The organism is Bradyrhizobium genosp. A, assembly GCF_049949275.1.
In the GTDB taxonomy this organism is placed as follows: domain Bacteria; phylum Pseudomonadota; class Alphaproteobacteria; order Rhizobiales; family Xanthobacteraceae; genus Bradyrhizobium.
Window position 1 is genome coordinate 1,376,130 of sequence record NZ_CP188196.1, and the last position, 23,176, is coordinate 1,399,305.

The 23,176-nt window shown below is 63.0% G+C and carries 20 protein-coding genes; 14 read left to right on the forward strand and 6 right to left on the reverse strand.

The window, feature by feature from the left end; genetic code table 11:
• Positions 1-73 precede the first annotated feature (73 nt).
• Positions 74-382, forward strand: a complete 309-nt coding sequence (locus tag ACP2YP_RS06295) for a hypothetical protein (protein WP_426423041.1) — start codon at positions 74-76, stop codon at positions 380-382.
• A 16-nt stretch (positions 383-398) separates the two neighbouring features.
• Here the strand turns inward: ACP2YP_RS06295 and ACP2YP_RS06300 are convergent, their stop codons facing one another.
• Positions 399-626, reverse strand: coding sequence for a DUF2093 domain-containing protein (locus tag ACP2YP_RS06300; protein ID WP_426423042.1), 228 nt, complete (start codon positions 624-626; stop codon positions 399-401).
• A 177-nt stretch (positions 627-803) separates the two neighbouring features.
• Here ACP2YP_RS06300 and ACP2YP_RS06305 point away from each other — a divergent pair, with 177 nt between their 5' ends.
• Together ACP2YP_RS06305 and ACP2YP_RS06310 are read left to right on the forward strand one after the other, a co-directional pair.
• Entirely contained in the window at positions 804-1,634 is an 831-nt protein-coding gene (locus tag ACP2YP_RS06305) for a dienelactone hydrolase family protein (RefSeq protein ID WP_426423043.1), read from the forward strand.
• Between the two features lie 98 nt (positions 1,635-1,732).
• Positions 1,733-1,882 (forward strand): hypothetical protein, encoded by a 150-nt coding sequence (locus ACP2YP_RS06310; protein WP_426423044.1) that lies wholly within the window; start codon positions 1,733-1,735, stop codon positions 1,880-1,882.
• A 123-nt stretch (positions 1,883-2,005) separates the two neighbouring features.
• Here ACP2YP_RS06310 and xseA read toward each other — a convergent pair whose 3' ends face one another.
• Positions 2,006-3,628 carry an exodeoxyribonuclease VII large subunit gene (gene xseA, locus ACP2YP_RS06315; RefSeq protein ID WP_426426059.1) on the reverse strand — a complete coding sequence of 541 codons (1,623 nt, stop codon included), beginning with the start codon at positions 3,626-3,628 and terminating at the stop codon, positions 2,006-2,008.
• Positions 3,629-3,764: 136 nt separating this feature from the next.
• On the opposite strand from xseA, the gene ACP2YP_RS06320 reads away from it, so the two are divergent.
• From ACP2YP_RS06320 to ACP2YP_RS06330, 3 genes are read left to right on the forward strand one after another with little or no spacing between them, the layout of a single operon-like run.
• The gene (locus ACP2YP_RS06320) at positions 3,765-4,775 is read left to right on the forward strand and encodes an alpha/beta hydrolase (protein ID WP_426423046.1); all 1,011 of its coding nucleotides are present in this window, start codon (positions 3,765-3,767) and stop codon (positions 4,773-4,775) included.
• Entirely contained in the window at positions 4,772-5,323 is a 552-nt protein-coding gene (locus tag ACP2YP_RS06325; protein ID WP_426423047.1) for a hypothetical protein, read from the forward strand. Before ACP2YP_RS06320 ends, ACP2YP_RS06325 begins: the two co-directional genes overlap by 4 nt.
• Positions 5,323-5,622: a winged helix-turn-helix domain-containing protein gene (locus tag ACP2YP_RS06330; protein ID WP_426423049.1), complete on the forward strand. Its 300-nt coding sequence runs from the start codon at positions 5,323-5,325 to the stop codon at positions 5,620-5,622. The genes ACP2YP_RS06325 and ACP2YP_RS06330 overlap by 1 nt, the downstream gene beginning before the upstream one ends.
• A gap of 267 nt (positions 5,623-5,889) precedes the next feature.
• Here the strand turns inward: ACP2YP_RS06330 and ACP2YP_RS06335 are convergent, their stop codons facing one another.
• Complete coding sequence (locus ACP2YP_RS06335; RefSeq protein WP_426423051.1) at positions 5,890-6,390, reverse strand: MerR family transcriptional regulator; 501 nt, start codon at positions 6,388-6,390, stop codon at positions 5,890-5,892.
• A 135-nt stretch (positions 6,391-6,525) separates the two neighbouring features.
• On the opposite strand from ACP2YP_RS06335, the gene ACP2YP_RS06340 reads away from it, so the two are divergent.
• From ACP2YP_RS06340 to ACP2YP_RS06360, 5 genes are all read left to right on the forward strand, one after another.
• A complete protein-coding gene (locus tag ACP2YP_RS06340; protein ID WP_426423053.1) occupies positions 6,526-7,755 on the forward strand; it encodes an NADH:flavin oxidoreductase/NADH oxidase family protein in 1,230 nt (409 codons plus the stop codon).
• Positions 7,674-7,958 carry a transcriptional regulator gene (locus ACP2YP_RS06345; protein WP_426426060.1) on the forward strand — a complete coding sequence of 95 codons (285 nt, stop codon included), beginning with the start codon at positions 7,674-7,676 and terminating at the stop codon, positions 7,956-7,958. The genes ACP2YP_RS06340 and ACP2YP_RS06345 overlap by 82 nt, the downstream gene beginning before the upstream one ends.
• A gap of 283 nt (positions 7,959-8,241) precedes the next feature.
• Positions 8,242-14,265: an AAA family ATPase gene (locus ACP2YP_RS06350; protein WP_426423055.1), complete on the forward strand. Its 6,024-nt coding sequence runs from the start codon at positions 8,242-8,244 to the stop codon at positions 14,263-14,265.
• A gap of 266 nt (positions 14,266-14,531) precedes the next feature.
• Positions 14,532-15,815, forward strand: a complete 1,284-nt coding sequence (gene purD / locus ACP2YP_RS06355; RefSeq protein WP_426423057.1) for a phosphoribosylamine--glycine ligase — start codon at positions 14,532-14,534, stop codon at positions 15,813-15,815.
• A gap of 149 nt (positions 15,816-15,964) precedes the next feature.
• Entirely contained in the window at positions 15,965-16,870 is a 906-nt protein-coding gene (locus ACP2YP_RS06360; protein WP_426423059.1) for an alpha/beta fold hydrolase, read from the forward strand.
• Here ACP2YP_RS06360 and ACP2YP_RS06365 read toward each other — a convergent pair.
• Positions 16,867-17,325 (reverse strand): nucleoside deaminase, encoded by a 459-nt coding sequence (locus tag ACP2YP_RS06365; protein WP_092230031.1) that lies wholly within the window; start codon positions 17,323-17,325, stop codon positions 16,867-16,869. The genes ACP2YP_RS06360 and ACP2YP_RS06365 overlap by 4 nt on opposite strands.
• A gap of 119 nt (positions 17,326-17,444) precedes the next feature.
• Here ACP2YP_RS06365 and ACP2YP_RS06370 point away from each other — a divergent pair, with 119 nt between their 5' ends.
• Together ACP2YP_RS06370 and rsmD are read left to right on the forward strand one after the other, a co-directional pair.
• Positions 17,445-19,550: a pseudouridine synthase gene (locus ACP2YP_RS06370; protein WP_426423060.1), complete on the forward strand. Its 2,106-nt coding sequence runs from the start codon at positions 17,445-17,447 to the stop codon at positions 19,548-19,550.
• Positions 19,551-19,552: 2 nt separating this feature from the next.
• Positions 19,553-20,107, forward strand: a complete 555-nt coding sequence (gene rsmD / locus ACP2YP_RS06375; protein WP_426423061.1) for a 16S rRNA (guanine(966)-N(2))-methyltransferase RsmD — start codon at positions 19,553-19,555, stop codon at positions 20,105-20,107.
• A gap of 142 nt (positions 20,108-20,249) precedes the next feature.
• Here rsmD and mutL read toward each other — a convergent pair whose 3' ends face one another.
• Positions 20,250-22,064, reverse strand: a complete 1,815-nt coding sequence (gene mutL / locus ACP2YP_RS06380) for a DNA mismatch repair endonuclease MutL (protein WP_426423062.1) — start codon at positions 22,062-22,064, stop codon at positions 20,250-20,252.
• 293 nt (positions 22,065-22,357) lie between these two features.
• On the opposite strand from mutL, the gene ACP2YP_RS06385 reads away from it, so the two are divergent.
• Positions 22,358-22,666: a hypothetical protein gene (locus ACP2YP_RS06385; RefSeq protein ID WP_426423064.1), complete on the forward strand. Its 309-nt coding sequence runs from the start codon at positions 22,358-22,360 to the stop codon at positions 22,664-22,666.
• A gap of 62 nt (positions 22,667-22,728) precedes the next feature.
• On the opposite strand, the gene arfB is transcribed toward ACP2YP_RS06385, so the two are convergent.
• Positions 22,729-23,145 carry an alternative ribosome rescue aminoacyl-tRNA hydrolase ArfB gene (gene arfB, locus ACP2YP_RS06390; protein WP_426423065.1) on the reverse strand — a complete coding sequence of 139 codons (417 nt, stop codon included), beginning with the start codon at positions 23,143-23,145 and terminating at the stop codon, positions 22,729-22,731.
• Between the last annotated feature and the right edge of the window lie 31 nt (positions 23,146-23,176).

Below are 23,176 nucleotides of genomic sequence, written 5' to 3' on the forward strand. Positions count from 1 at the left end.
CTACACCGGTTCGCCATTCAGCCGACATTCATCGCAAAACCCCTATCGCTTTAGGGCGATCCTGGAGAATGCGATGAAACTGCCCTTCGCGGCTGTTGCCGCCAGCCTTGTGTGTCTGATTGTTGCGCCGGTGTTTGCACAAACGACGCCGGCTCCTGCTGCTCCGGGCGCCGCGGTGCCGGTTCCCGCAACCAAGCGCGTGACGTGTCTTGCCACGACGCAAAATCTGAAGGGACAGGACAAGCGCGACCAGATGCAGCTCTGCATGGCGCAGGCGCGGCTCGACTGCCTGAAGCAGGCGATCGATCAGAAGGTCGTCGGCGAGGCGCGGAAGAGTGCGATCAAGACCTGCGTGGGTGCGGATGGTCCCGAGCAGCCATAGCTGCGCGGGCGAGGCGTCACGGCTGCGGCTTCGGCGCGCCGGGGAAATGCCGCTGCAGCACGGCGCCGGGCGTGGCGTAGGCTTCCTGCAGGTCCACGCTCCAGTACTTCAATTCGTCGAGCGGAATCCGCGTGTCGGTGATGGCGCAACGCACGAACGTCCCCGGCGAGATCACGCGGAAATCGCCGTCGAGATATTGCACCTGCGCTTCGCCATGGCCCGAGGGGCCGAACTTGTTCAGCACGGTCGAAAGTCTCCGTGGATGGCCCTGTTTGGAAAACCTTGCAGGGCACGATGTGTTGGATCGGATGTAGCATAGATGGGGTGGGTTGTCCGCCCGTTAAACCCACCGGTTTGTGATGTTTTGCCGCCGTTTACGCATGGTATTGAGGCCGTGCGGCACCTCCTGCGACAGAGTCCGATGCGCCTTAGACTGACCGCCCTATTCCTGACGCTCTTGATGTCAGCCGCGCATGCCGCGCCGGCGCCTGCACCTGCGCTGGTCGAGATTCCACTATCGTCCGGCGTCCTGCATGCGCAGCTGTTCAAGCCCGAGGGCGAGGGGCCGTTTCCGACCGTGATTGCGCTGCATGGCTGCGGTGGCCTCGGCAGCCATTCTGAGTCCGTTCAGCCGCGCTATCGCGACTGGGCCGAGCGCCTGCTCAGGGCCGGCAATGCCGTGCTGCTGCCGGACAGCTACGGCTCGCGCGAGCTCGGACCGCAATGCCGCGTCAAGGAGGTGCACGTCAAGGCGCGGCGCGAGCGCGTCACCGACATCGCGGCATCGCGCGCCTGGCTGATGAAGCAGAAATGGGTGGCGCGGGATCGTGTCAGCCTGATCGGCTGGGCCAACGGCGCCAGCGCGCTGCTCTGGGCGGTGCGTCCGCAGAGCGTGGCGCGCGATGCGGGACCGGATTTCCGCGCCGCGATCGCGTTCTATCCGGATTGCCGGATCTCCGCCGGTCTCGGCTGGAGCACGCGGGTGCCGACGCTGGTGCTGATCGGCGCCAATGACGACGTCTCGTCGCCGCCGGCCTGCCGCCAGATGGTGGACGGCGCGCATGGCCGCAGCGCGCTCGCGCGCATCGTGGTCTATCCCGGCGCCTATCACGATTTCGACCGTGCCAACACGCCGCTGCACGCGGCCGCCAGCAGCGCCGATGCCGCCGCCCCCGAGCACGGCCATCTCGGCACCGATTCCGAAGCGCGCGCGGAGTCGCAGAAGGAAGTCGCGGAGTGGCTGGCGCGGTAAGCGGGGCCGGCCGGGGAACCTACGGTTCGCGCATCACACCGGTTTCAGCGGATGTCGGTGCCTTAGTTCGACCATGATGTCGGCTAAACGCATTCTTCATGCGCAACCGCCTCGCCATCTTTTCGTCCGCACTGCTGATCTTCACCGTTGTGGTTTTCCTGTTCGAAGCCCAAGCCGGCGCACCTCAGCTCGCGCCGGAACATTGCGGCTTCTGGACCACAATGGACGCGGGATTGTCCTGTCGATAGGGGCTACGCTGCCTCCAAGTCGTCATTGCGAGCGTAGCGAAGCAATCCAGAATCTTTCCGCGGAGGGACTCTGGATTGCTTCGCTGCGCTCGCAATGACGGGATTGGGGCGACGCCGTCGCGCCTAAAACAAACTGCCCTGATCCACCGGCTTGCCTACGCGTTTCGGCGCTGGCTTCGCCTCCTGCGCCGCGGGCTTCGGCTGCGACGGCGCGCGCTTGGCCACAGGTGCTGGCCGATCTGCATCCGCCGTCGCGCCGACACGTCCATCCGCGAACTCGATCTCGACTCGTGCGCCGGGCCCGACGCTGTCCGCCGAATGCAGCGGATGCCCGGCTTCGTCGCGCACCAGCGCATAGCCGCGGGCGAGCACCCCGCGATAGGACAGTGCGGAGAGCAGCTTGCCGCTGTTCTCGACGCGGGCATCCAAGCGCTGCAGCAACGTGACAAGCGCGCGGTTGGCGCGCTCAGTGAGGCGATGCGTGCGCTCGCGCTGGCGGGCAATCGCGTTGCGCTGTGCTTGCGCGTTGGAGAGCTTTGAGGCGCGCAGGCGCACTTCAAGCCCGGCAAAGCGGTCGCGGCGTTGCCGCAGCAGCGAGCGCGCGGACAGGCCGAGCCGTTCGCCGCACACGGTGAGCCGGTGCCCGGCCTGCGAGATCTGGCCGTGCAGCACCCGCAGCGTCAGCTTCGAGCTCGCCGCCGTGAACCTGCGGAAATGCGCGTGCGTGTTGGCCTTGAGCCCGCGGGGCAGGGAGGCGCCTGCCGAATCCAGCCGTTGCCGCGGGATCGCGAGCAGATCGCCTGCAGCCGGCAGCGCGCGCGCGGCGGCGCGCAATTCGCTGCGGCGGCTCTCATGGGCACGCTGCCAATAGGCGCGCGTGCGCCGCGCGAGATCGGCGACCTCGACGAACAATTCGCTGCGCACCGGCACCGCCATCTCGGCGGCGGCCGTCGGCGTCGGCGCGCGCTTGTCGGCGACAAAATCGATCAGCGTGATGTCGGTCTCGTGGCCGACCGCCGAGATCAGCGGGATCATGCTCTCGGCCGCAGCGCGCACCACGATCTCCTCGTTGAACGACCAGAGATCCTCCAGCGAGCCGCCGCCGCGCGCGACGATGAGAACGTCAGGCCGTGGAATCTTGCCGCCCTCAGGCAACGCGTTGAAGCCGCGGATCGCGGCCGCGACCTGCTCGGCCGAGCCCTCGCCCTGAACTTTCACCGGCCACACCAGCACATGGCGGGGGAAGCGATCTTCCAGCCGGTGCAGGATGTCGCGGATCACCGCGCCGGTCGGCGAGGTCACGACGCCGATCACGTCCGGCAGCCAGGGCAGCAGCTGCTTGCGCGCTTCGTCGAACAGGCCTTCGGCGGCGAGCTTCTTCTTGCGCTCCTCCATCAGCGCCATCAGCGCGCCGATGCCGGCCGGCTCCAGCGCCTCGATCACGATCTGGTACTTGGAGGAGCCCGGATAGGTCGTGAGCTTGCCGGTGGCGATGACCTCGAGCCCTTCCTGGGGCTTGAAGCGCATCCGGCCGTGCACGCCCTTCCAGATCACCGCCTCGATCTTGGCGCTCTCGTCCTTGAGCGCGAAATAGCAATGGCCGGAGGAATGCGCGCCGCGGAACCCGGAGATCTCGCCGCGGACCCGGACATGGCCATAGGTGTCCTCCACCGTCCGTTTCAGGGACTGCGAGAGCTCGGAGACGGTGAATTCGGGCGTATTGGGCAGCGGTTCCGCAGGCGGCATCGGCAAACGATTCGGCATTTTGGGGTCGATCTCGACGTTAAGGATTTTCGCCGGCAAGCGCGAATCCGGGTCTTGATTGCTGGAGTACTCTACGTTATAGAGTTCTCTATATATGTTGATCTGATGGAGTTAGGTCATGGCGTTCCAGCTGCTGCGAGGTGCTCTGAGCTTGCTGAAATGGGGGCTGTGCGCGGTCGGCGCGGTCGCGCTGCTGCTGACCGCCCTGATTGCGACGCCGCTGGAGCGGCCCGCCGAGATGCGCTCTGTCGCGGAGTCCGCCAAGGGCATCGACTGGTCCACATTGCCGGCGCTGGAGCGCTTCCAGGCCCGCGACGGCACATGGCTCGGCTTCCGGCACTATGCGCCGAAAGGAACAGCCACCGACCGCGGCGCCATCTTTATCCATGGCTCTTCCGGCTCATCGGGCACCGTCAACCATACGCTCACGGCCGCGATGGCAGCCCGCGGCGTCGAGACCTGGGCGCTCGACACACGCGGCCACGGGGCCTCGGGCACGCACGGCGATATCGGCTATGTCGGCCAGCTCGAGGACGACCTCGTCGACTTCGTCGCCCATGTCCGCAAGAGCGCGCCGGATCTGCCGCTGACCCTGGTCGGCCATTCCGCGGGCGCCGGCTTCTCGCTGCGCGTCGCAGCGACGCCGATCATCCAGGATCTGTTCGTCCGCACCGTGCTGGTCGCGCCCTATCTCGGCTATGATGCACCGACCAACAAGCCGCACTCCGGCGGTTGGGCCAATGCCGACCTGCCGCGTTATTTCGCTCTCGCCGCGCTGCGCAAGCTCGGCATCGATTGCTGCGCGCAGCTCCCGGTGCTCGCCTTCGCGGTGCCTGCGAATTCGGAACGGATTCTGACCCCGACCTATTCCGACCGCCTGATGCGCAACTTTGCGACCCACGGCTACCGCCTCGATCTGCCGGCGGTGACGCATCCGATGACGATCTTCGGCGGTGCCGAGGACGAGATGATGATCTCGGACAAATATGCCGAGACCGTGCAGGCGATCAAACCGTCCGTCGACGTCAAACTGATCGAGGGCGTCAATCACATGGGCATGGTCACCAGCCCGAAGGCCGTCAATGCGATCGCCGAGGATGTGGCAACGCGGGGGAGCGGCCAGTCATGATCGACAGCAAGGAGGCGTCAGCAGCGCTGGCCGATATCGACGACATCGTCCAGCGTGTGAAGCAATCGCAGCTCTATGAGCTGGCGAGCCTCGCCGCGGTCTGGTGGGGTGTTCTGGTCTTCGCTGGCAACGTCGTGACCTGGCTCTGGCCGTTCTACGCAGTCTACGCATGGCCTGCCGTCGACATCCTTGGTGTCGGCGGCCTGGTCGCGATCCGATTGCTGAGTCCGCCGCACGTCAATGGCGCCGCTTTCGACGTCAGGCTTCTGCTGGTATTCGTGCTGTTCTTTGCGTTCGGCTATATCTGCACCAACGTGCTCGGTCATTTCGGTCCGCGCCAGCTCGGCGCGTTCTGGCCGATCTATTTCATGCTGTTCTACACGCTCGCCGGTCTTTGGTTCGGCTATGCGTTCGTCGCGATCGGTCTCGTCATCAGTGCACTGACGCTGATCGGTTTCTTCTACATCGGTGAGCCGTTCCCGCTCTGGATGGCCTTCGTCAACGGCGGTGGACTGATCGTCGGTGGTCTCTGGATGCGGCGGATCTGATGGCCGAGCTCGACGACATCATCCATCAGCCGCTGCGGCTGAAGATCATGGCGGCGCTCAACGCACTGCCGCCGGCAGCCGGCCTCGAATTTTCCCGGCTCAAGAAGCTCACCGGTGCCACCGATGGTAATCTCGGCGCGCATATCGAGACGCTCGCCAAGGCTGGCTACGTCTCGGTCGACAAGGCTTTTGTGGGCAAGAAGCCGCAGACGACAGTGACCGCCACAGCCACCGGCCGCGGCGCCTTCGCGCGGCATGTGGCAACGCTGCAGGAGATCATTGCGGGAAAGCAGGTTTAGCTCTGCGATGCCGTTTGATGCGCCCTCTCCCCTTGCGGGAGAGGGCCGCGAAGACGGTAGACGCAGACTCGCTGGGGTGAGGGGTTCGCTCCTCATCAAAAGTCGTTCCGTGGATAGAGACCCCTCATCCGGCGCTTCGCGCCACCTTCTCCCGCAAGGGGAGAAGGGTAGAGCAGCTTCGTCGCGTTCGCGCGCCATGTCGGGACGCTGCAGGAGATCATTGCGGGGAAGCAGAGCTAGGGCGCTCACGGGCCTGCAGAACGAGGCTCACGACGCGGCGGAGCGACGCGCACCTTGGCGTGAGGCCTGAGCGCGTCTCGCCTTGATGGCCGGGCTGGAGTTCACGTCCTTGAGCGCTGAAGGGGCCTTTTGTCGGAAGCGCTTGATCACGCGCTTTGCGTTGTCGTCGCACGACAGGCCCTCCGGCCGTTGCTCGATCGTCTCGATGATCGCAAGCAATTGCGTCTTGCTCTCGGCCAGGCGGTCGCGCAGCAGCTCGATTTCGCCGACCTTCTTCTTCAGTACCAATAGCAACTTGTCTTTTTGCCAGGCGCCCCGGTTCGGCGGCAGCAGGCTGCGGATTTCCTGAAGGGAGAATCCGGCATTCTGGGCACTGGTGATGATCTCCAGCGTCAGAACAGCTTCGCTTGTGTATTCGCGATATCCATTGCGATTGCGCTCGACGGCGGAGATCAAACCGCTCGCCTCATAGAAGCGAATCCGCGACGCCGTCAGGCCGGTGCGCTCCGCAAGCTCTCCTATCTTCATGACCTGGCCTCGAATTGGGGGTTGACCTTAAAGTTAACTTTAAGCGTAAGGTTGGGCCGCGATCAAGGCACGGGCGCCCTCCATCATCGCATTTTCGCGCGAACTCCGCGTCCCATCGGTCGAGAGAATTGCTTCATGAGCTTGTTCGATAGACTGGTCCTCCCCAACGGGTCGATCGTCCCAAACCGTATCGCCAAGGCGTCGATGGAAGAGAACATGGCGGATGCCGATCAGGCGCCGTCCGACCAGCTCATGCGCCTCTACCAGTCCTGGGCCGATGGCGGCGCCGGTCTGCTTCTCACGGGAAACGTGATGATCGATCGCCGCGCAATGACGGGACCCGGCGGGGTCGTGCTGGAGAACGACAGGCACCTGGACCGGTTCAAGCGTTGGGCCAAAATCGGCCGGTCGAAGGGGGCGCAGTTCTGGATGCAGATCAACCACCCCGGCCGGCAGATGCGCGCCAATCTGGGGCAGGAGACATGGGCGCCGTCGGCGATCCCGCTCGACCTGGGCAGGATGTCGAAGCACTTCTCGACGCCTCGGGAGATGACTTCGGAGGCGATCGCGGACGTCATCGGGCGCTTTGCCGGTGCTGCGCAGCTCGCGGAGCAGGCCGGGTTCACCGGCGTGGAGATCCACGCCGCACACGGCTACCTGCTCAGTCAGTTTCTGTCGCCGCTCACCAATCGTCGCGGGGATCAATGGGGCGGTCCGCTGGAGAACAGGGCGCGTCTTCTGCTCGAGATCGTCAAGGCTGTTCGCGCAGTGGTTTCCCCCGGCTTTGCCGTTGCGGTCAAGCTGAACTCGGCCGACTTTCAGCGCGGAGGATTTAGCACCGACGATGCCAAGTCGGTGGTGGGGATGCTCAACCATCTCGGCGTCGACCTGGTCGAGCTCTCGGGTGGCAGCTACGAGGCACCGGCGATGCAGGGGCAGGCGCGTGACGGTCGCACACTGGCCCGCGAGGCCTACTTCGTCGAGTTCGCCACCGACATCAAAACCGTGGCAAGGATGCCCGTGATGGTGACCGGGGGTATCCGCCGCAAACCGGTTGCGGAGCAGGTGCTCGGCAGCGGGGTCGATATGATCGGCATCGGTACGGCCCTCGCCATCGATCCTCATCTGCCGCGGGACTGGCGGCTCGGAAAGGACAATGCGCCGCAACTGCGACCGATCGAATGGAAGAGCAAAACTCTGGCGTCTCTTGCCAACATGGCTGCGGTCAAGTTTCAGTTGAAGAAGCTCAGCAAAGGCCGGTCTCCCAACCCGAATGTACTGCCATTGCGCGCTCTGATCGTGCAGCAATTCAGCAACGCGCTGCGCACCAGGCAGTACCGACGTTGGATGGCCCGGCAGGGATGATCGTGCGCGAGCGCTGCGGCGCCGGCGACGGCAATCTCGGCGCGCATATCGAGACCTTGGCCAAGGCCGGCTACGTCTCGGTCGACAAGGCCTTCGTCGGCAAGAAGCCGCAGACCACGGTGACCGCGACCGCAGCCGGCCGCGGCGCCTTCGCGCGGCACGTGGCGACGCTGCAGGAGATCATTGCGGGGAAGCAGGTGTAGCCTGCGATACCGATTGCTGCGCCGCACAGCGCAGTCGTGCGCTCACTTGGCCTGTGTTGAAATAGATAGCTGGCGAGGACGATAGGGCGCGCAGCTTCAGATGAAGTTGTGCATTTGATTCGTATCATGGCTAAGCCAAGAGGACCGCAAAGTTCGTCCTAAACCGAGGAAAAAACAACTTTCAGTCAGAGACCAAGGGGCGATATTGGAGGTATTCTGCGAGAATCGACTACCTTCGTGCCGATAGCGCGACCGCGCCACAATGGTAAGTTGATTCGCTTTTTTGAATCACGAGCTCCTGGGCATTGCTATGGGCAAGGTAAGAACTGCGGTCGCCTCAGGCGAAGGCGAGCGACGCGCGCAGCGAGGATATGTACCGCAATATGACTTTGCGGCGTACGCAATCCACAAAGCAATCGCAAGCGGAACGCTGCAGTGGGTTGGGTTGGCTGATCGGTCGGCGGGGAATTTCGACGATCTCGTGCTGGGGCTCAGTGAGCGCGTCATTGCACATCAGGTAAAAACGAGTTCAAAGCCGAAAAAATTCAACGTGAGAACTTTGATGCTGGGAAGCAACGCCCTCCTCGCGTCATTGGTAGCGGTCTGGAAGAAACTCAAGGACAAGGAGAACTTGTCGATTGAAGTCCAATATATTTGCGATGATGTTCCTGCCGACGACGATAGCATCGACAAGTCGAGCGCTGGGCCATCCTCTTCCGCCTTTTTGCGGACTTTGGAGGCAAACCGTTCTTCACGGTCTCTGGAAGAGTGGCTTGCTTCGGCATATGGCCAATTTATCTCTGAACTAATAGGTGCAAGTGGATTAGAGCCGGCGAGATTCATTGAGTTTCTGTCAAGCGTTCGATTTCTGGATTCCGGCCAGGGCCGCAGGACTGACGCGTGGGGGCAGACACCATTAGATAGACGGCGCATAGCAGATATTTCGGCCTTGCTTCCGCGTTTGATCGCTGAAGAGGGAGAGAAGGATCGTTGGTCTCTTGAAGAATTGTTACGTCGCCTGAATTGGAGCGACCCCTTCAGTCCGCACCATGGCCACACATTTCCAACGGACGCCTTGGTGCAGGCTAACCGCAAGACTCAGGACAAGCTCCAGTTGGCGCTCGCAGCTACTGACTGTGGATATTTGTCCCTAGTCGGACCGCCGGGTTGCGGCAAGTCAACGTTGCTACAAACCGGTCTGCTGCCGACGCCACAAGCCGTGGTCATTCGCTACCTCGCGTTCATGCCAAATGAAGGCCATCAGCTCGGCCGCGCGGAAGCCTCTGATTTCCTGCATGACCTTGTAGCTCAATTAAAGCGAACCGGGCTTGGCCATACTCTAGTGACCGGCACAACGCTCGACGAGCTTCGCTTGCAGCTCGCCAAACTTCTCTTGGAAGCTAACGCTCGTTTCGAGAAGGAAGGACTGCGTACAGTTATCGTCGTCGATGGTCTCGATCACGTCCCCCGGGAAGAGCGACCAGAACGGTCTTTGTTGAACGAGCTGCCTCTACCCATCAGTCTGCCGGCAGGCGTTCTGTTTGTTCTCGGCACGCAGAAGCTCGATCTTGAGGGGATGCCGCCTGAGGTCAATAGCCAAGCGTCTAGACCAGAACGGTTGATCTCGGTTGAAGCGCTAAGCCGTGAAGCAGTGTTCCGCCTCGTCAAAGTATCCGGGCTGAGCGAGGATTCGGATGCCGAGATCATTTTTGAGCGATCACTCGGTCATCCGCTGTCAGCGCGGTACTTGATCGAGGGAGCACGAAACGCCCTCACGGAAGACGAGCGCAGTAACTGGCTCAAAAGCGGGCCCGAGTACGGTGGAGACGTCGAAAATTTTTATCGGAGGGCGTGGCGAGATCTTGAAGGAAACGAGCCTTCTCGTGAGGTGCTGGCGCTTCTCGCGCTTGTCGAGGGCAAAATCCGTGTCGCCTCATTGGATGGGCTTGTCGATACTCGTTCAGTTGACAAAGCGTGGGATGCAGCCAAACACCTGTTGCTCCGCACTCCCGATGACGAATGGAGGATCTTCCACAACAGCTTTCGATTATTCCTGCGCGAGGCAACCTCGCAGCGACACGATAAGCCTGCTCCCACGCTAAGAAAGGAACGATATCAAAAGCTCGCCACGATGGCGCGGGCGGCAACAGCGGGCGATGAACAGCGCTGGATGGAGTTGCGTTACGCGGCGCGCGCGGAAGATCATCAGGCGGTGGTCGCGCTCTGCGAGCCCGTTCGTTTCCGTCAACAGTTCATCGAAGGTCGTGCCCCGCGCGCGATTTCTGACGACATTCGGCTCGCGTTCATCGCGGTGGCTTTTACGAAATCCGCAAAGCGGCTCGTCGAATTAATCTTAGCTCGACATGAACTTGAAATGCGGGCTGACGCGCTGGGCGTTGACCGACTGATCGACGCATACATCGCTGTTGATGACCTCGATCGCGCAATAGGGCTTATCGAGGCGGACGGTGCTCATCTGTCGATTGGCAAGGCCTACGATGTCGTTGAGGCATTGCTTGCTCAAGGTCGTCCCGACGATGCGCGGCGCATGTTTGAGAATCATGAACCTCTCACCAAACTACTTGGCGCGGAATCGATAGATGGATTCTCCGATAACCGCGAGCTTTCAGAATGGGCCGAACGCGTTGCGCTATTCCGATCACCATCGGAAATTCTTACATCCATCGACCGGCTACGTCAGGGCCCCAACAGCCTACGCGATGAATTTGATATCGCAAGTTTGCGAGCTAAGCTTCTGTTCATAGTCGCCCGTTGGGTTCTCGAGAGAGATTCGTCCCTTGAGGCTGAGCCAATTGGTAACCTTTACCGAGTTGCAGCAGAGTACCAGGCCCTTTTGCGATTTGTTGCCGCGCGCTCGGCGGACGCAGACGATGTCGAAGACGTAGCGAAACGTCGCTTCACCGAATTGCTGGACCAAAAAGAGCGGCTGTTGTCTGACGCGCGTCTCGGCGCAGCCGCGATTTGTCTTAAGCGACAATGGCTCGACCTTGCAGCGGCGTTTTTTGACCCTACTGGGCTGCCGGAACTCAAGAGAGATTACTCTGGCAGAGACAATTTCGACTACGACTGCCGAGAGGTTTTTCGACATGCGGCCGTGGCTTCTGCTCTCGGGATCACAACGAAGATCGCGGACGTGGTGGACGCGGACCTTGTCAAAGGTCTCCAATCGCGGCTGGAGCGGCTCGGTTGGTACAACGGGCAGGATTACGTGCGGAATAAGAGTAAGGCGGGTGACGCGGTTGCGGAAATCAAGACGTTTGTAACGTTTTTGGGAAAAGCGAGTTCGTCTGGCAGCGAATACGATCAGGCGCGATGGCGTATCAATGGCGGATTGGCGGCAGCGGCCTATGCTATTGCCGAGACAGCTGCACATCTTGGTAACGAAATACTGACTCAGGTTGCTGACTATATAGATGGGGTTTTGAGTTCCGAAAAAGACAATTTGCATTTGCCTGCATTCCGCCGCGCCTTCGCGGTTGCAACTTATAAGTTTCAGAAAGACCGCAGTGCCGCATTGTCTAGGATCACTTGGAAAGGATCCGTCGGTGGCGAGAGAACACCGGGTGAATATTTCGCCGAAGTAGCAGAAGAGGCGATAGGTTTTGGGCGGCTCGGTGAACCCGAGCGGGCTAAGAGGCTCTTGGCCGGCATTCACGAGCAAGGTCTTGGTTATGCGCTGCCGGCCAAGAAGGATCCGCAGTACGTATTGTGGCGCGACGTTTTTGAAAGGGCGTGTCGCGAGGACAACACAGGAATTCCCAACCGGGTCGCTGTGATGGCACGACTAGTTGCTGGAATGTCCGAGACAGAGGGAGACGGCGCGGCGGGACGCATCGCAAACTCCATTGTCCGGTGGGCAGCCGTCGGCGGGGTGTCTCTGGCTAACGCAACGGTTGATCAAATCGAAAATGCGGGGTTGACGGCTTGGTCGAAGATCGTCGAAAGCATTGCTCGCGGTGCCGTTGAGCGGGACACACAGCTCGCCGCGTGTGCGGCTGTAGCTTTTGCGCGGTTGGCGCTGCCGTTTGCATCTGAACACGGCCAGGAAATGCTGGCCGATCTTGTCGAGATGGCTCCGGATGAGCAAGTCGATTTTGTTGTCACGCTAGGTTTGAGCGCGGCTGCGATCGATGGTCATCTGAGTTGTCGCTCGACGATCATGGAGAACATCGCGAAAAAGGCAACGGCGCGTGGACGATCGATCGAAACGAACATGGCAGTTCGCTGGCAAGATGATCCGGAGGTCGTGAAGCACGGGTCGACGAATGATGACAAGCTTCATAACGTGCGATCGCTCGAAGAGTTGGACGAGAAATTAAAGGATGGAACCGCTTACTCAAGCTGGGACATCAGCTCGGCCTTTGAACGTGCAGAGGAGGGAAGGTCGTTCAAAGAGATCGAACCGTTGTTAGTGCAGCATCCTATTTTGCGCGAGGACGAAAGGATTCTGGTCCATGCAGCCACGGCAGCTGTGAAGCATGGAAGGCCAGATGCGGCCGCGAAACTGATAGAGCCTATCAAAGGCAAGATGGCGACGGAGGGCTCTTGGGGAAGTTGGCAAAGTGGAGCCAAAGCGAGGCTTCGAGGCGTTGAGGTTGCGCTCCGTGGTGACGCCGCGCGTAAGGAAAATTTCGAAGAGCTTTGTCTTGATCTGAGCCAGGGAAGGGAATGGTTGGCTTCGCTATTGCCTGACCTACTCGATGTCCTCGACCTAACTATTCCAAGAGCCTCAGACGCGGAGTTATGGGAACTTTTAGCGCAGCTACTGCGAGAATTTCGTGAATACAAGTCGGGGCACGATATTCAGTACGCTGCAGATGCCGAAGGCACGGCGACACTCCTTGGAGATCTTTTCAAGCGCGCGCTCGAACTCAAAATCGGGATTTTGGAATGTCAGGCACGTGTCGGACTGCGCGAGCTAGCATCGCTAGAAGCCGGGGCTCCGATCACGGCGAAGGTAGTGTGCGATTTGTGGTGCAAAGGAGGAGAAGGTGAACTCCAGGCGACGCGCATAGCTTGGGAGTGTCGAGACGTGCAGGGCGTTCGCGATGCAATCGCACCGCAACTTCAGGGATGGTCTACCAGTCGCGACCTGGCAGTCCAGCGTTCTGTGGCAGGTCTAGCGGGCTATTGGCAAGTCCAGGTGGAGCGGGTGCAACGGGAGTTGCCAACCTTTTATTCGATTGAGCTTCCGCCAGATGAAGGCGCGGATGATTACGAGCAGCCCATTGGCTTTTCTGCGTTCGACGAGGGCCTTTGGACGGATGACCCTTATAGCTGGACTTGGGGCCTCAAATTTCCGCTCGAACTTCTCTCCGACTGCTCGCCCTTCGCCCAAAACGTACTTCGCCGACGTACGGCCATTCTAATGGCCCAAATGGGTGGAAGAGCAGCATTCGGACCCGAGGTCGCGAAGAAGCTTAAGCAGCGTTATTCACGGCTCGATTTGCGCTTGAAGTACCATCGGCCGATGGCAATGGCAGCGCTCTTGGCCGTACGTCAGGCTGCGGGGGAAATAGCCTTGGCCGGGCAGCTCGACCTCGCCAAGTCGTTGTATTTTTTGCATGAGACCGGGGCGTTTAACTTTTCTACTGACACAGTCATTCCGGAAAGTCGCGAGCCGGGCTTCCATAGGTCGGCGATCCCAGGCTTTTTCACAAGTTCTGCTCCCACGGGAGAGTGGGCAAAACAAGCGAATGATCAGGATACGTTGCGCGACCACATGCGCGGATGGCTCTGCCTAGCCTCGGTCTCTCGCTTCGAGCGACGCCGTTTTGCAGACAGGTTGGGAGCGGACCGGCTCACCGTGCCATCGCATGAGAGCAAGCCAAGTGAAGATTTGGAACAGGCGTGGCAGAAGCTTCCTCGGGTGGAAGTTCTGGGCTCGCTCTATCCTCTCTACAAGGGTGCCGCGCCTGGCGGCGTTGTCAGGATCGATGAGAGCATAGCCGGGTCCGTCCCACGTTGGGGACTGACTCTCTGCCCGCGCGCAGCAAAATCTATAGGACTTGAATCTCGTAGGACCGAGCCCTTTGTTTATCGGGATTCATCCGGCGAGGTTGCTTTGCGAACTGTCTGGTGGCGCGAAGGTGGCTTTCGCGTCGACGACGTTGATGACGCCATACGCGGCCATGGCTCCGCACTACTGGTGCGCCCACAATTCGCAGAGCGGATTAAGCGCATAACCGGAGAAACGCTGCGCATCTCCGCTTGGAGGGTATCGGAGGAGCGTACGTCGATAACGGCTTGCAGCGCGCACCATCGTATTAGCGCCCTTGGAGAATAAGCCCGCGAAGCTTCATGCTTCCCGCGAAGCCGCTCAGCTAAAGAATGGCGTTCCAGGTGTTGGACGCAATGATTCATCGTCAGTATGCCACTATAGGAAAGCGCCTTAGCGGCCGTCGTCGCTACGGCGGCTTCTCCCGCAAGGGAGAAGGGAGTTGCGGAGCAAGCCGTCCCGGAATGGCGGGGAGTTCGGGGTAACACCCCCTTGAGACCCGCGCCGATTTGTGCGACCTCCGCCCCAGCAAAACTCCTCATTCCGAGCCTACGATGCACATTCTCCTGCTTGGTTCCGGCGGCCGCGAACATGCCCTGGCGTGGAAAATCGCAGCCTCTCCCCTGGTGACCAAATTCTGGTGCGCGCCCGGCAATGCCGGCATCGCGCGCGAAGCGGAATGCGTGGCGCTCGATGTCGCCGACCATGCCGCCGTGATCGACTTCTGCAAAAAGAATGCGGTCGAGCTGGTGGTGGTCGGCCCGGAGACGCCGTTGGCGGCCGGCATCGTCGATGATCTCACCGCTGCCGGCATCAAGGCGTTCGGGCCGAGCAAGATCCCCGCCCAGCTCGAAAGCTCCAAGGGCTTCACCAAGGCGCTCTGCACCGAATTCGGCATTCCGACCGGCGCCTACAAGCGCTTCACCAATGCCAGGGACGCGCGCGACTACGTCAACAGCCAGGGCGCGCCGATCGTCGTGAAGGCCGACGGTCTTGCCGCCGGCAAGGGCGTCGTCGTCGCCAAGACCGTGCGCGAGGCCGAGGATGCCATCGCCATGATGTTCGAGGGCGCCTTCGGCGAGGCCGGCGCCGAGGTGGTGATCGAGGAGTTTCTAGCGGGCCGCGAGATCAGCTTCTTCGCGCTGTGCGACGGCGAGACCGCTATACCGCTGGCCTCCGCCCAGGACCACAAGCGCGTGTTCGACCATGACCTCGGGCCGAACACCGGCGGCATGGGCGCCTATTCGCCGACGCCGCTGGTGACGCCTGCGGTCCACGACGCGATCATGGCCAAGATCATTCTGCCGACGGTCGCCGGCATGAAGGAGCGCGGCACGCCGTTCCGCGGCATTCTCTATGCCGGGATCATGCTGACGACACAGGGCCCAAAACTGTTCGAGTTCAACGTCCGTTTCGGCGATCCCGAGTGCCAGGTGCTGATGCTGCGCATGATGTCGGACATCGTGCCGGCGTTCCTGGCTTCATGTGATGGTCAGCTGAAGAATTTCGATCTGCGCTGGTATCCGGAATCCGCACTGACCGTGGTGATGGCCGCGAAGGGCTATCCCGGCGACTTTCAGAAGGGCACGCGCATCGAGGGGCTCGATGAGGCCGCCAAGGTCGATACCGTCGAGATCTTCCACGCCGGCACGGTTGCGAAGGATGGCGCCGTCCTCGCCAATGGCGGCCGCGTGCTCAATGTCTGCGCGCTGGGGGCGACCGTGACCGAAGCGCAGGCCCGCGCGTATCAGGCCGTCGACCGCATCAACTGGCCGGAGGGTTTTTGCCGCCGCGACATCGGCTGGCAGGCGGTGGAAGCGGAGAAGGCCAGGAATTGACGGCGTTTTTTCCGATCGCTGCGCAAGACAGGCCGCGCCCGTCGGCATTTTGAAAATGTGCAGGCAGGACTTGAACTTAGCTACTGTGCATGGGGTTGTTTTCGACATTGTTTGTCCAGGCACCGCCAAACGACAGTTGGGAGAAACCGATGTCCGATCTCGCCGACCTCTATCCCGGCTTCGCCTCCGAATGGATCAACACCTCGTTCGGCCGCATCTTCGCCCGCGTCGGCGGCAAGGGGCCGCCGCTGTTGCTGCTCCACGGCTTCTCCGAGACGCATGTGATGTGGCACCGCGTGGCGCCGCTTCTGGCCGACCAGTTCACGCTGATCATCGCCGATCTGCCGGGCTATGGCTGGTCCGACATGCCCGAGAGCGATGCGCTGCACATGCCCTACAGCAAGCGCGCGATGGCCAAGGCCATGGTGGAGGCGATGGAGCAACTCGGCCACGTCCACTTCGCGCTCGCCGGCCACGACCGCGGCGGCCGCGTGTCGTACCGGCTGGCGCTCGACCATCCCGGCCGGCTGTCGAAACTCGCCGTGCTCGATATCCTGCCGACCTATAATTACTGGGAGCGGATGAACCGCGCCTATGCGCTGAAGATCTATCACTGGACCTTCCTCGCGCAGCCCGCGCCGCTGCCGGAGACGCTGATCGCAGGCCAAGGCGAATTCTTCCTGCGCTTCAAGATGGCGAGCCAGACCAAGTCGAAGACGCTGGATGCAATCGACAAGCGCGCGCTCGAGCACTACATCGCGCCGTTCCGCGATCCCGCCCGCGTGCATGCGATGTGCGAGGATTATCGCGCCGGCGCCTATATCGACTACGACCTCGACAAGGCCGATTTCGAGGCCGGCAAGAAGATCACCGTCCCGATGCTGGCGCTGTGGGGTGGCGTCGGCATCGCCCAGGCCGCCGCGACGCCGCTCGACATCTGGAAGCAATGGGCGACCAATGTCGAAGGCCAGCCGGTGGACTCCGGCCACTTCCTCACCGAGGAGAACCCCGACGTCACCGCGAAGGCGCTGCGGGCGTTTTTCGCAGGCGGTTAACGCCGCTCGCGAAAGAACTCCTTGAGCAGCCGCGCCGCCTCGCTCTCGCCGACCCCGGAATAGACGTCCGGGGCGTGGTGGCAGGTTGGCGACGCAAAGAACCGCACGCCGGATTCGACCGCGCCGCCCTTGGGGTCGGCCGCGCCGTAATAGAGCCGGCGGACCCTTGCAAAGGAGATCGCGCCCGCACACATGGTGCAGGGCTCCAGCGTCACGTAGAGGTCGCAGTCGACCAGGCGCTCGCTGCCGATCTTTTTCGCCGCCTCGCGCAGCGCAATGATCTCGGCGTGGCCCGTCGGGTCGTAGTCGGTCAGGGTTCGGTTGGCGGCGGTGGCGATGACCTCGTAATTGCGGACCACCACGCATCCGATCGGAACTTCGCCCGCCTTTCCGGCATTTTCGGCCGTTTTGAGCGCCAAATCCATGAAAGAGGGGGCTTTCAAGCCTCGTATCATCCGAAGAAACCTGCTAGTAGCTGCGCCTTCAGCAGAAGTGCTTACTGATTTTGCCTGAGCATGCGGCTCCGAATGAGCGCGCACAATGCTTTTTGGCCACCCCCTGAGTGAGATTATTCATGCCTCGCGACAGCGACAAAGACAACGATTCCCGCGGCCGGCGAGGCCCGGCCAAAGGCGGCCGCAGCGGCAAGCCGCGCGGCCCCGACAAGAAGTTCGCCAAGCGCGGCGTTGAGGGCAAGAGCGAGGGTAGGGGCGACCGCGACAGCCGCCCGCCTCGCGGTGACCGCGACAGCCGTCCATTCCGCCGCCGCGAGGAGGGCGATGCGCCGCGCCGCGATTTTTCCGACCGTCCCCGCTTCAAGCGCGACGATCGCGGCGGTGAGGGCCGCGGCGAGCGCAGCTTCAAGCCGCGTGGCGACCGTCCGTTTTCCGATCGTCCCTCGCGCGATGGCGAGAAGCGTCCGTTCAAGCCGCGCGGTGACCGTCCGTCCCATGGCCGCGACGACCGTCCGCCGCGCAGCCGTGATCGCGACGATTCGCGTCCCGCCGGTCGTTTCGGCGACAAGAAGTTCGGCGACAAGCGTCCGTATGCGCCGCGTGGCGATCGTCCGGAACGCAAGTTCGACGGTGAGCGCAAGTTTTCGCGGGGCGCGGCGGATCGCGGGCCGCGCGAGGACCGTGGCGAGCGCAGCTTCAAGCCGCGTGGAGACCGCCCGAATTTCGATCGCGGTGATCGCGCGCCTCGCGGCGAGCGCCCCGAACGCAAATTCGACGGCGAGCGGAAATTTTCGCGGGGGGCGCCGGATCGTGGGCCGCGCAAGGATTTTGGCGGCCGCGATCGCGGCACCGACAAGCCCTGGCAGAAGCGCGAAGGCGGCGGCGAGGATCGTCCGCGCTTCTCGCGTTCGCGCGACGATCGTCCATCGGGCGATCGTCCGTTCCGCGATCGGCCCAAGTTCGACCGGCCGCGCGATGATCGTCCCAAGTTCGATCGGCCCCATCGTGATGGAGACCGCCCTCGCGGCGGTGACCGCCCGAAATTCGATCGTCCGCGCGAGCGCTCCGAAGGCCGCTCCGACTGGCACGAGCATCCGCGCAGCGAAGGCGGCTTTGGTGATCGTCCGCGCCGCGAAAATGAGGATGAGAGCAGGATCTTCGAGAAGCGCCCGGCCTTCGGCGGCCGTGGCGCCTATCGCGCGCGCGAGCGTGATTTCGAAGGACGGCCGCGGCGGGAAGAAGCGCCGAAGCCGAAGAAGGCCGGCGAACGCATCGCCAAGGCGCTAGCGCGCGCAGGACTCGCTTCGCGCCGCGATGCCGAAGAGATGGTCACGCAGGGCCGCGTCACCGTCAACGGCCGCATCATCAATTCGCCGGCGCTCGACATCACTCCGAACGATGTTGTCATGGTCGACGGCAAGCCGTTGCCGGAGCGCGAGCGCACGCGGCTGTTCCTCTACCACAAGCCGCGCGGGCTGATGACGACGCATGACGACCCCGAGGGCCGTCCGACCGTGTTCGACAATCTGCCCGAAGGCCTGCCGCGGCTGATCTCGATCGGCCGGCTCGACTTCAACACCGAAGGCCTGCTGCTGCTCACCAATGATGGTGGCCTCGCACGCACGCTCGAGCTGCCGGACACCGGCTGGCTGCGCCGCTATCGTGTTCGCGCCCATGGCGACGTCACTCAGGCGCAGCTCGATCAGCTCAAGGAAGGCATCGAGGTCGAGGGCGTGAAATACGGTCCGATCGAGGCGACGCTGGAGCGCGACCAGGGCGCCAATGTCTGGCTGGTGTTTGCGATCCGCGAAGGCAAGAACCGCGAGGTGCGCAACGTTTGCGCCCATCTCGGGCTCGAGGTGAACCGGCTGATCCGCGTCTCCTATGGTCCGTTCCAGCTCGGCGAGGTCCCCGAAGGCCAGGTCGAGGAAATCCGCGCGCGCGTGTTGCGCGAGCAGCTCGGCGACAAGGTGATCGAGAAATCTGGCGCGCAATTCGACGTGCCGCAGAAATCATCGTCGGGCGAAGGCGATGCATCCGGCGAGAAGAAGACGTCCAAGCGCGCTGTGATCGCCGACCGCAAGGGCCGCCGCGTGCTGGTGCAGCGTACCGGCAGCGACGAAGCGCGCGAGCGCAACGAGGACGAGGCGAGTGGCTACGGTCCGCCGCGCCGTCCCAAGCGCGGCTATCACGGCAAGCGCGATCTGACGCCGAAGGAGGACTAGGGTTGCGCGTCGTCGGCGGTCGTTTGAAGGGGCGCAATCTCGCCTCACCGTCTTCGCGCGATATCCGTCCCACGGCGGATCGCCTGCGCGAGTCCGTGTTCAACATCCTCGTGCACGCCTATGACGATCCGATTGCGGACGCGCGCGTGCTCGATCTCTTTGCCGGCACCGGCGCGCTCGGCATCGAGGCGTCCTCGCGCGGCGCGAAGTTCACGCTGTTCGTCGACAACGGCGCCGAGGCGCGTGCGCTTCTGCGCAACAACGTCGAGTCGCTCGGCCTCGGCGGCGTCACAAAAGTCTATCGCCGCGATGCGACCGATCTCGGGCCAGCCCATCCCGTCGAGCCGTTCTCGCTGGTGTTCCTCGATCCGCCCTACGGCAAGGGCTTTGCGGAGAAGGCGCTCGCGAGCTTGCGCGATGGCGGCTGGCTCACACCGGGCGCGCTGCTGGTGGTGGAAGAAGCGAAGGCCGCGCAGTTCACGACGCCTGAGGGGTACGAGGAGCTGGAGCGGCGGGCGTACGACGACACCGAGTTTGTGTTTTTGAAGAAGGTGTAGCTTCGTCTTCGTTGCGTAGGGTGGGTTAGCGAAGCGTAACCCACCACTTCTGTCTCCGCTGAAGCTAAAGAGGTGGGTTACGCCGAGCGGTTTGCGCTTCGCGCAATCCGCGGGGCTAACCCACCCTACGAAGTTTCGAACGTCACCTCCGCCCGAACAGCTTCTCCACATCGGCGAGCTTCAGCTCGACATAAGTCGGCCGGCCGTGATTGCACTGGCCGGAGTTCGGCGTCTCCTCCATCTCGCGGAGCAGGGCGTTCATCTCCTCGGGCCGCAGCCTTCGGCCGGCGCGCACCGAGCCGTGGCAGGCCATGGTGGCGGCGACGTGCATCAGGCGGCGCTCCAGCGGCAGCGCCTCGTCCCATTCGGCCATGTGCTCGGAGAGATCGCGCAGCAGCCCGCCGGCATTGGTCTTGCCGAGCAGCGACGGCGTTTCGCGCACCGCGACCGCGCCGGGACCGAAGGACTCGACGGCGAGACCAAAAGAAGCGAGCTCGTCGCTGCGTTCAAGCAGGCGCTCCACCGTGGCTTCGTCCATCTCGACGATCTCGGGGATCAAGAGGATCTGCCGCTGCACGCCGTTCTCGGCGAGCGAGGCCTTCAGCCGCTCATAGACGATGCGCTCATGCGCGGCGTGCTGGTCGACGATGATGAGACCGTCGCGGGTCTGTGAGACGATGTAGGTCTCGTGCAGCTGCGTGCGCGCAGCACCAAGTGGACGGTCGACGAGATCGGCGACGGGCTGCGCCTCGAATCGCACGTCAGCACTCGGTGCGCCAACGTCGAACGCGGCCTGCGTGCGCTCGGCGAACGCGGGCACTGCGGCGCCTTCGAATGACGGCATCGGCGCGACGGGGGCAGATGGCGAGGCCCGCCAGTCCCAGCTTGCCGGACGCGGCGGCGTGAAGGCAGGCCGGAACGCGGACAGTGCACTTTCGCCGCTGTTGGCGGCGGTCCGGCGGCCTTCGCGTGCGAGGCCTTCTTTCAATCCGTGCACGATCAGCGCACGCACCAGGCCGGCGTTGCGGAAGCGGACCTCCGTCTTGGCGGGATGCACGTTGGCATCGACTTCGCGTGGATCCAGCGTGACAAACAGCGCCAGCACCGGATGGCGGTCGCGCGGCAGGTAATCGGCGTAGGCCCCGCGCACTGCGCCGAGGATCAGCTTGTCACGCACCGGACGGCCGTTGACGAAGAGATATTGCCCGAGTGCGTTGGCCTTGGTCAGCGCGGGCGCGGCTGCATAGCCGGCGACGACGACGCCCTCCCGCTCGGCATGGACCTCGAAGGCATGGCTGCGGAACTCCGCGCCGAGGATGTCGCCGAGCCGCGTCAGGCGCCCGGCCGCGCCGGGCAGCGCCGCGACCCAGGTGACAGGCCCGCGCTCCTCGCCCGCGAGCGTGAAGGCGACATCGGGCCGTGCCATGGCGAGGCGCCTCACGACCTCGCGGATCGCTTCCGCCTCGGTGCGGTCGGTTTTCAAAAATTTCAGCCGGGCCGGAGTCGCGTAGAAGAGATCGTTGACCTCGACGCGGGTGCCGTGCGCGAGCGCGGCCGGCATGATCTCGGATTTCTCGCCGCCCTCGACGGTGAGCGCCCAGGCATGCGGCTCGCTGGCATGCCGCGTGGTGATGGAGAGACGCGCGACCGAGCCGATCGAGGGCAGCGCCTCGCCGCGGAACCCGAGCGTGCGGATCTGGAGCAAATCCTCGTCGTCGAGCTTGGACGTGGCATGGCGCTCGACTGCGAGCGCGAGATCCTTCGCCGTCATGCCGCTGCCGTCATCGGTGATGCCGATCCGTCGCCGCCCGCCGCCATCGGTGAAGACGTCGATGCGGCTCGCGCCGGCATCGATCGCGTTCTCGACGAGCTCCTTGACCACGCTGGCCGGACGCTCGACCACCTCGCCGGCGGCGATGCGGTTGACGACCTGCTCTGGAAGTTGGCGGACGGGCATGGATTCGCTCAATGACGGCGCAGTTTATCTCCGCCGGGGTCCAAATGCATTGGGGAAGTCCCTGCTGCCCACATATCAGATCTGGAAACTTGCACGCTCTTGTTCCGGTCGCCGCATATGAGGAGCACAATTCCGCGAAACGGCCGCGAAATCCCTAAACGATGACCACACCGCGCGGATTGCATCGCAACTGCGCCGTTCAACTTCTTTGCGCGATGAGACGGTCCGGTCCAGACGAACGGCGTGGGGAATCATCCGAACCGTTCATCGCGAACAAAATCCAGGAGACATGGATGAAGTCAGTGAAGACCTCAGTGATCGCATGCGCCCTTTCTGCCTTGCTCGCGGCACCTGCCTTGGCGCAAGGCGTCTCATCCGACACCAAGGCGCGAGGGGGCGTGCAGAGCAAGGGCCTTCAGGGGGGCGCAGCAGCGGGCGACGATGAGGAGTTGAATGCCCAGCCGGGCGCAGCGGGCGAGAAGGTGGGCATGAAGTCGACCAAAGGTACCAAAGGCACGGTCGGCACCACGGGCAGCGCCGTGCACAAGGGGACGGTCGATGATTCCGCTGCGGGCAGTGCGGCGAGCGGCAAGCGCTACTAGACCAGCGTCGGGATACGAGACGGCAAACCTCCAGTCGTTCTGCGGCTGGGGGTTTTTGCCGCTCAGTCGTCGAAGCGGCCGCCGCGCTTCGACTTGACATCGCTGCGGCGCTTCTTGCCGTCGAGCCGGCGTTGCTTGGAAGCGAAGGTCGGCCGCGTCGCGCGCCGTGGCGTCGGCCGGATCATCGCTTCGCTCAGGATCTCGACGAGCCGGTCGATGGCGTCCTGGCGGTTGCGTTCCTGGGTGCGGAAGCGCTGCGCCTGGATCACGATGACGCCGTCCTTGGTCATGCGCTGGCCGGCGAGGCGAGCGAGGCGCAGCGCCGCATCCTCCGGGATGGTCAACTTGCGCGTGTCGAAGCGCAGTTGCGCCGAGGTCGCGACCTTGTTGACGTTCTGCCCGCCCGGGCCCGAGGCGCGGACAAAGCCAATCTCGATGTCGTCCTCGTCGATGACGAGATCGCGGGATATCCGCAGCATGATGGCACCATTCGTGATGTCCGGACATATC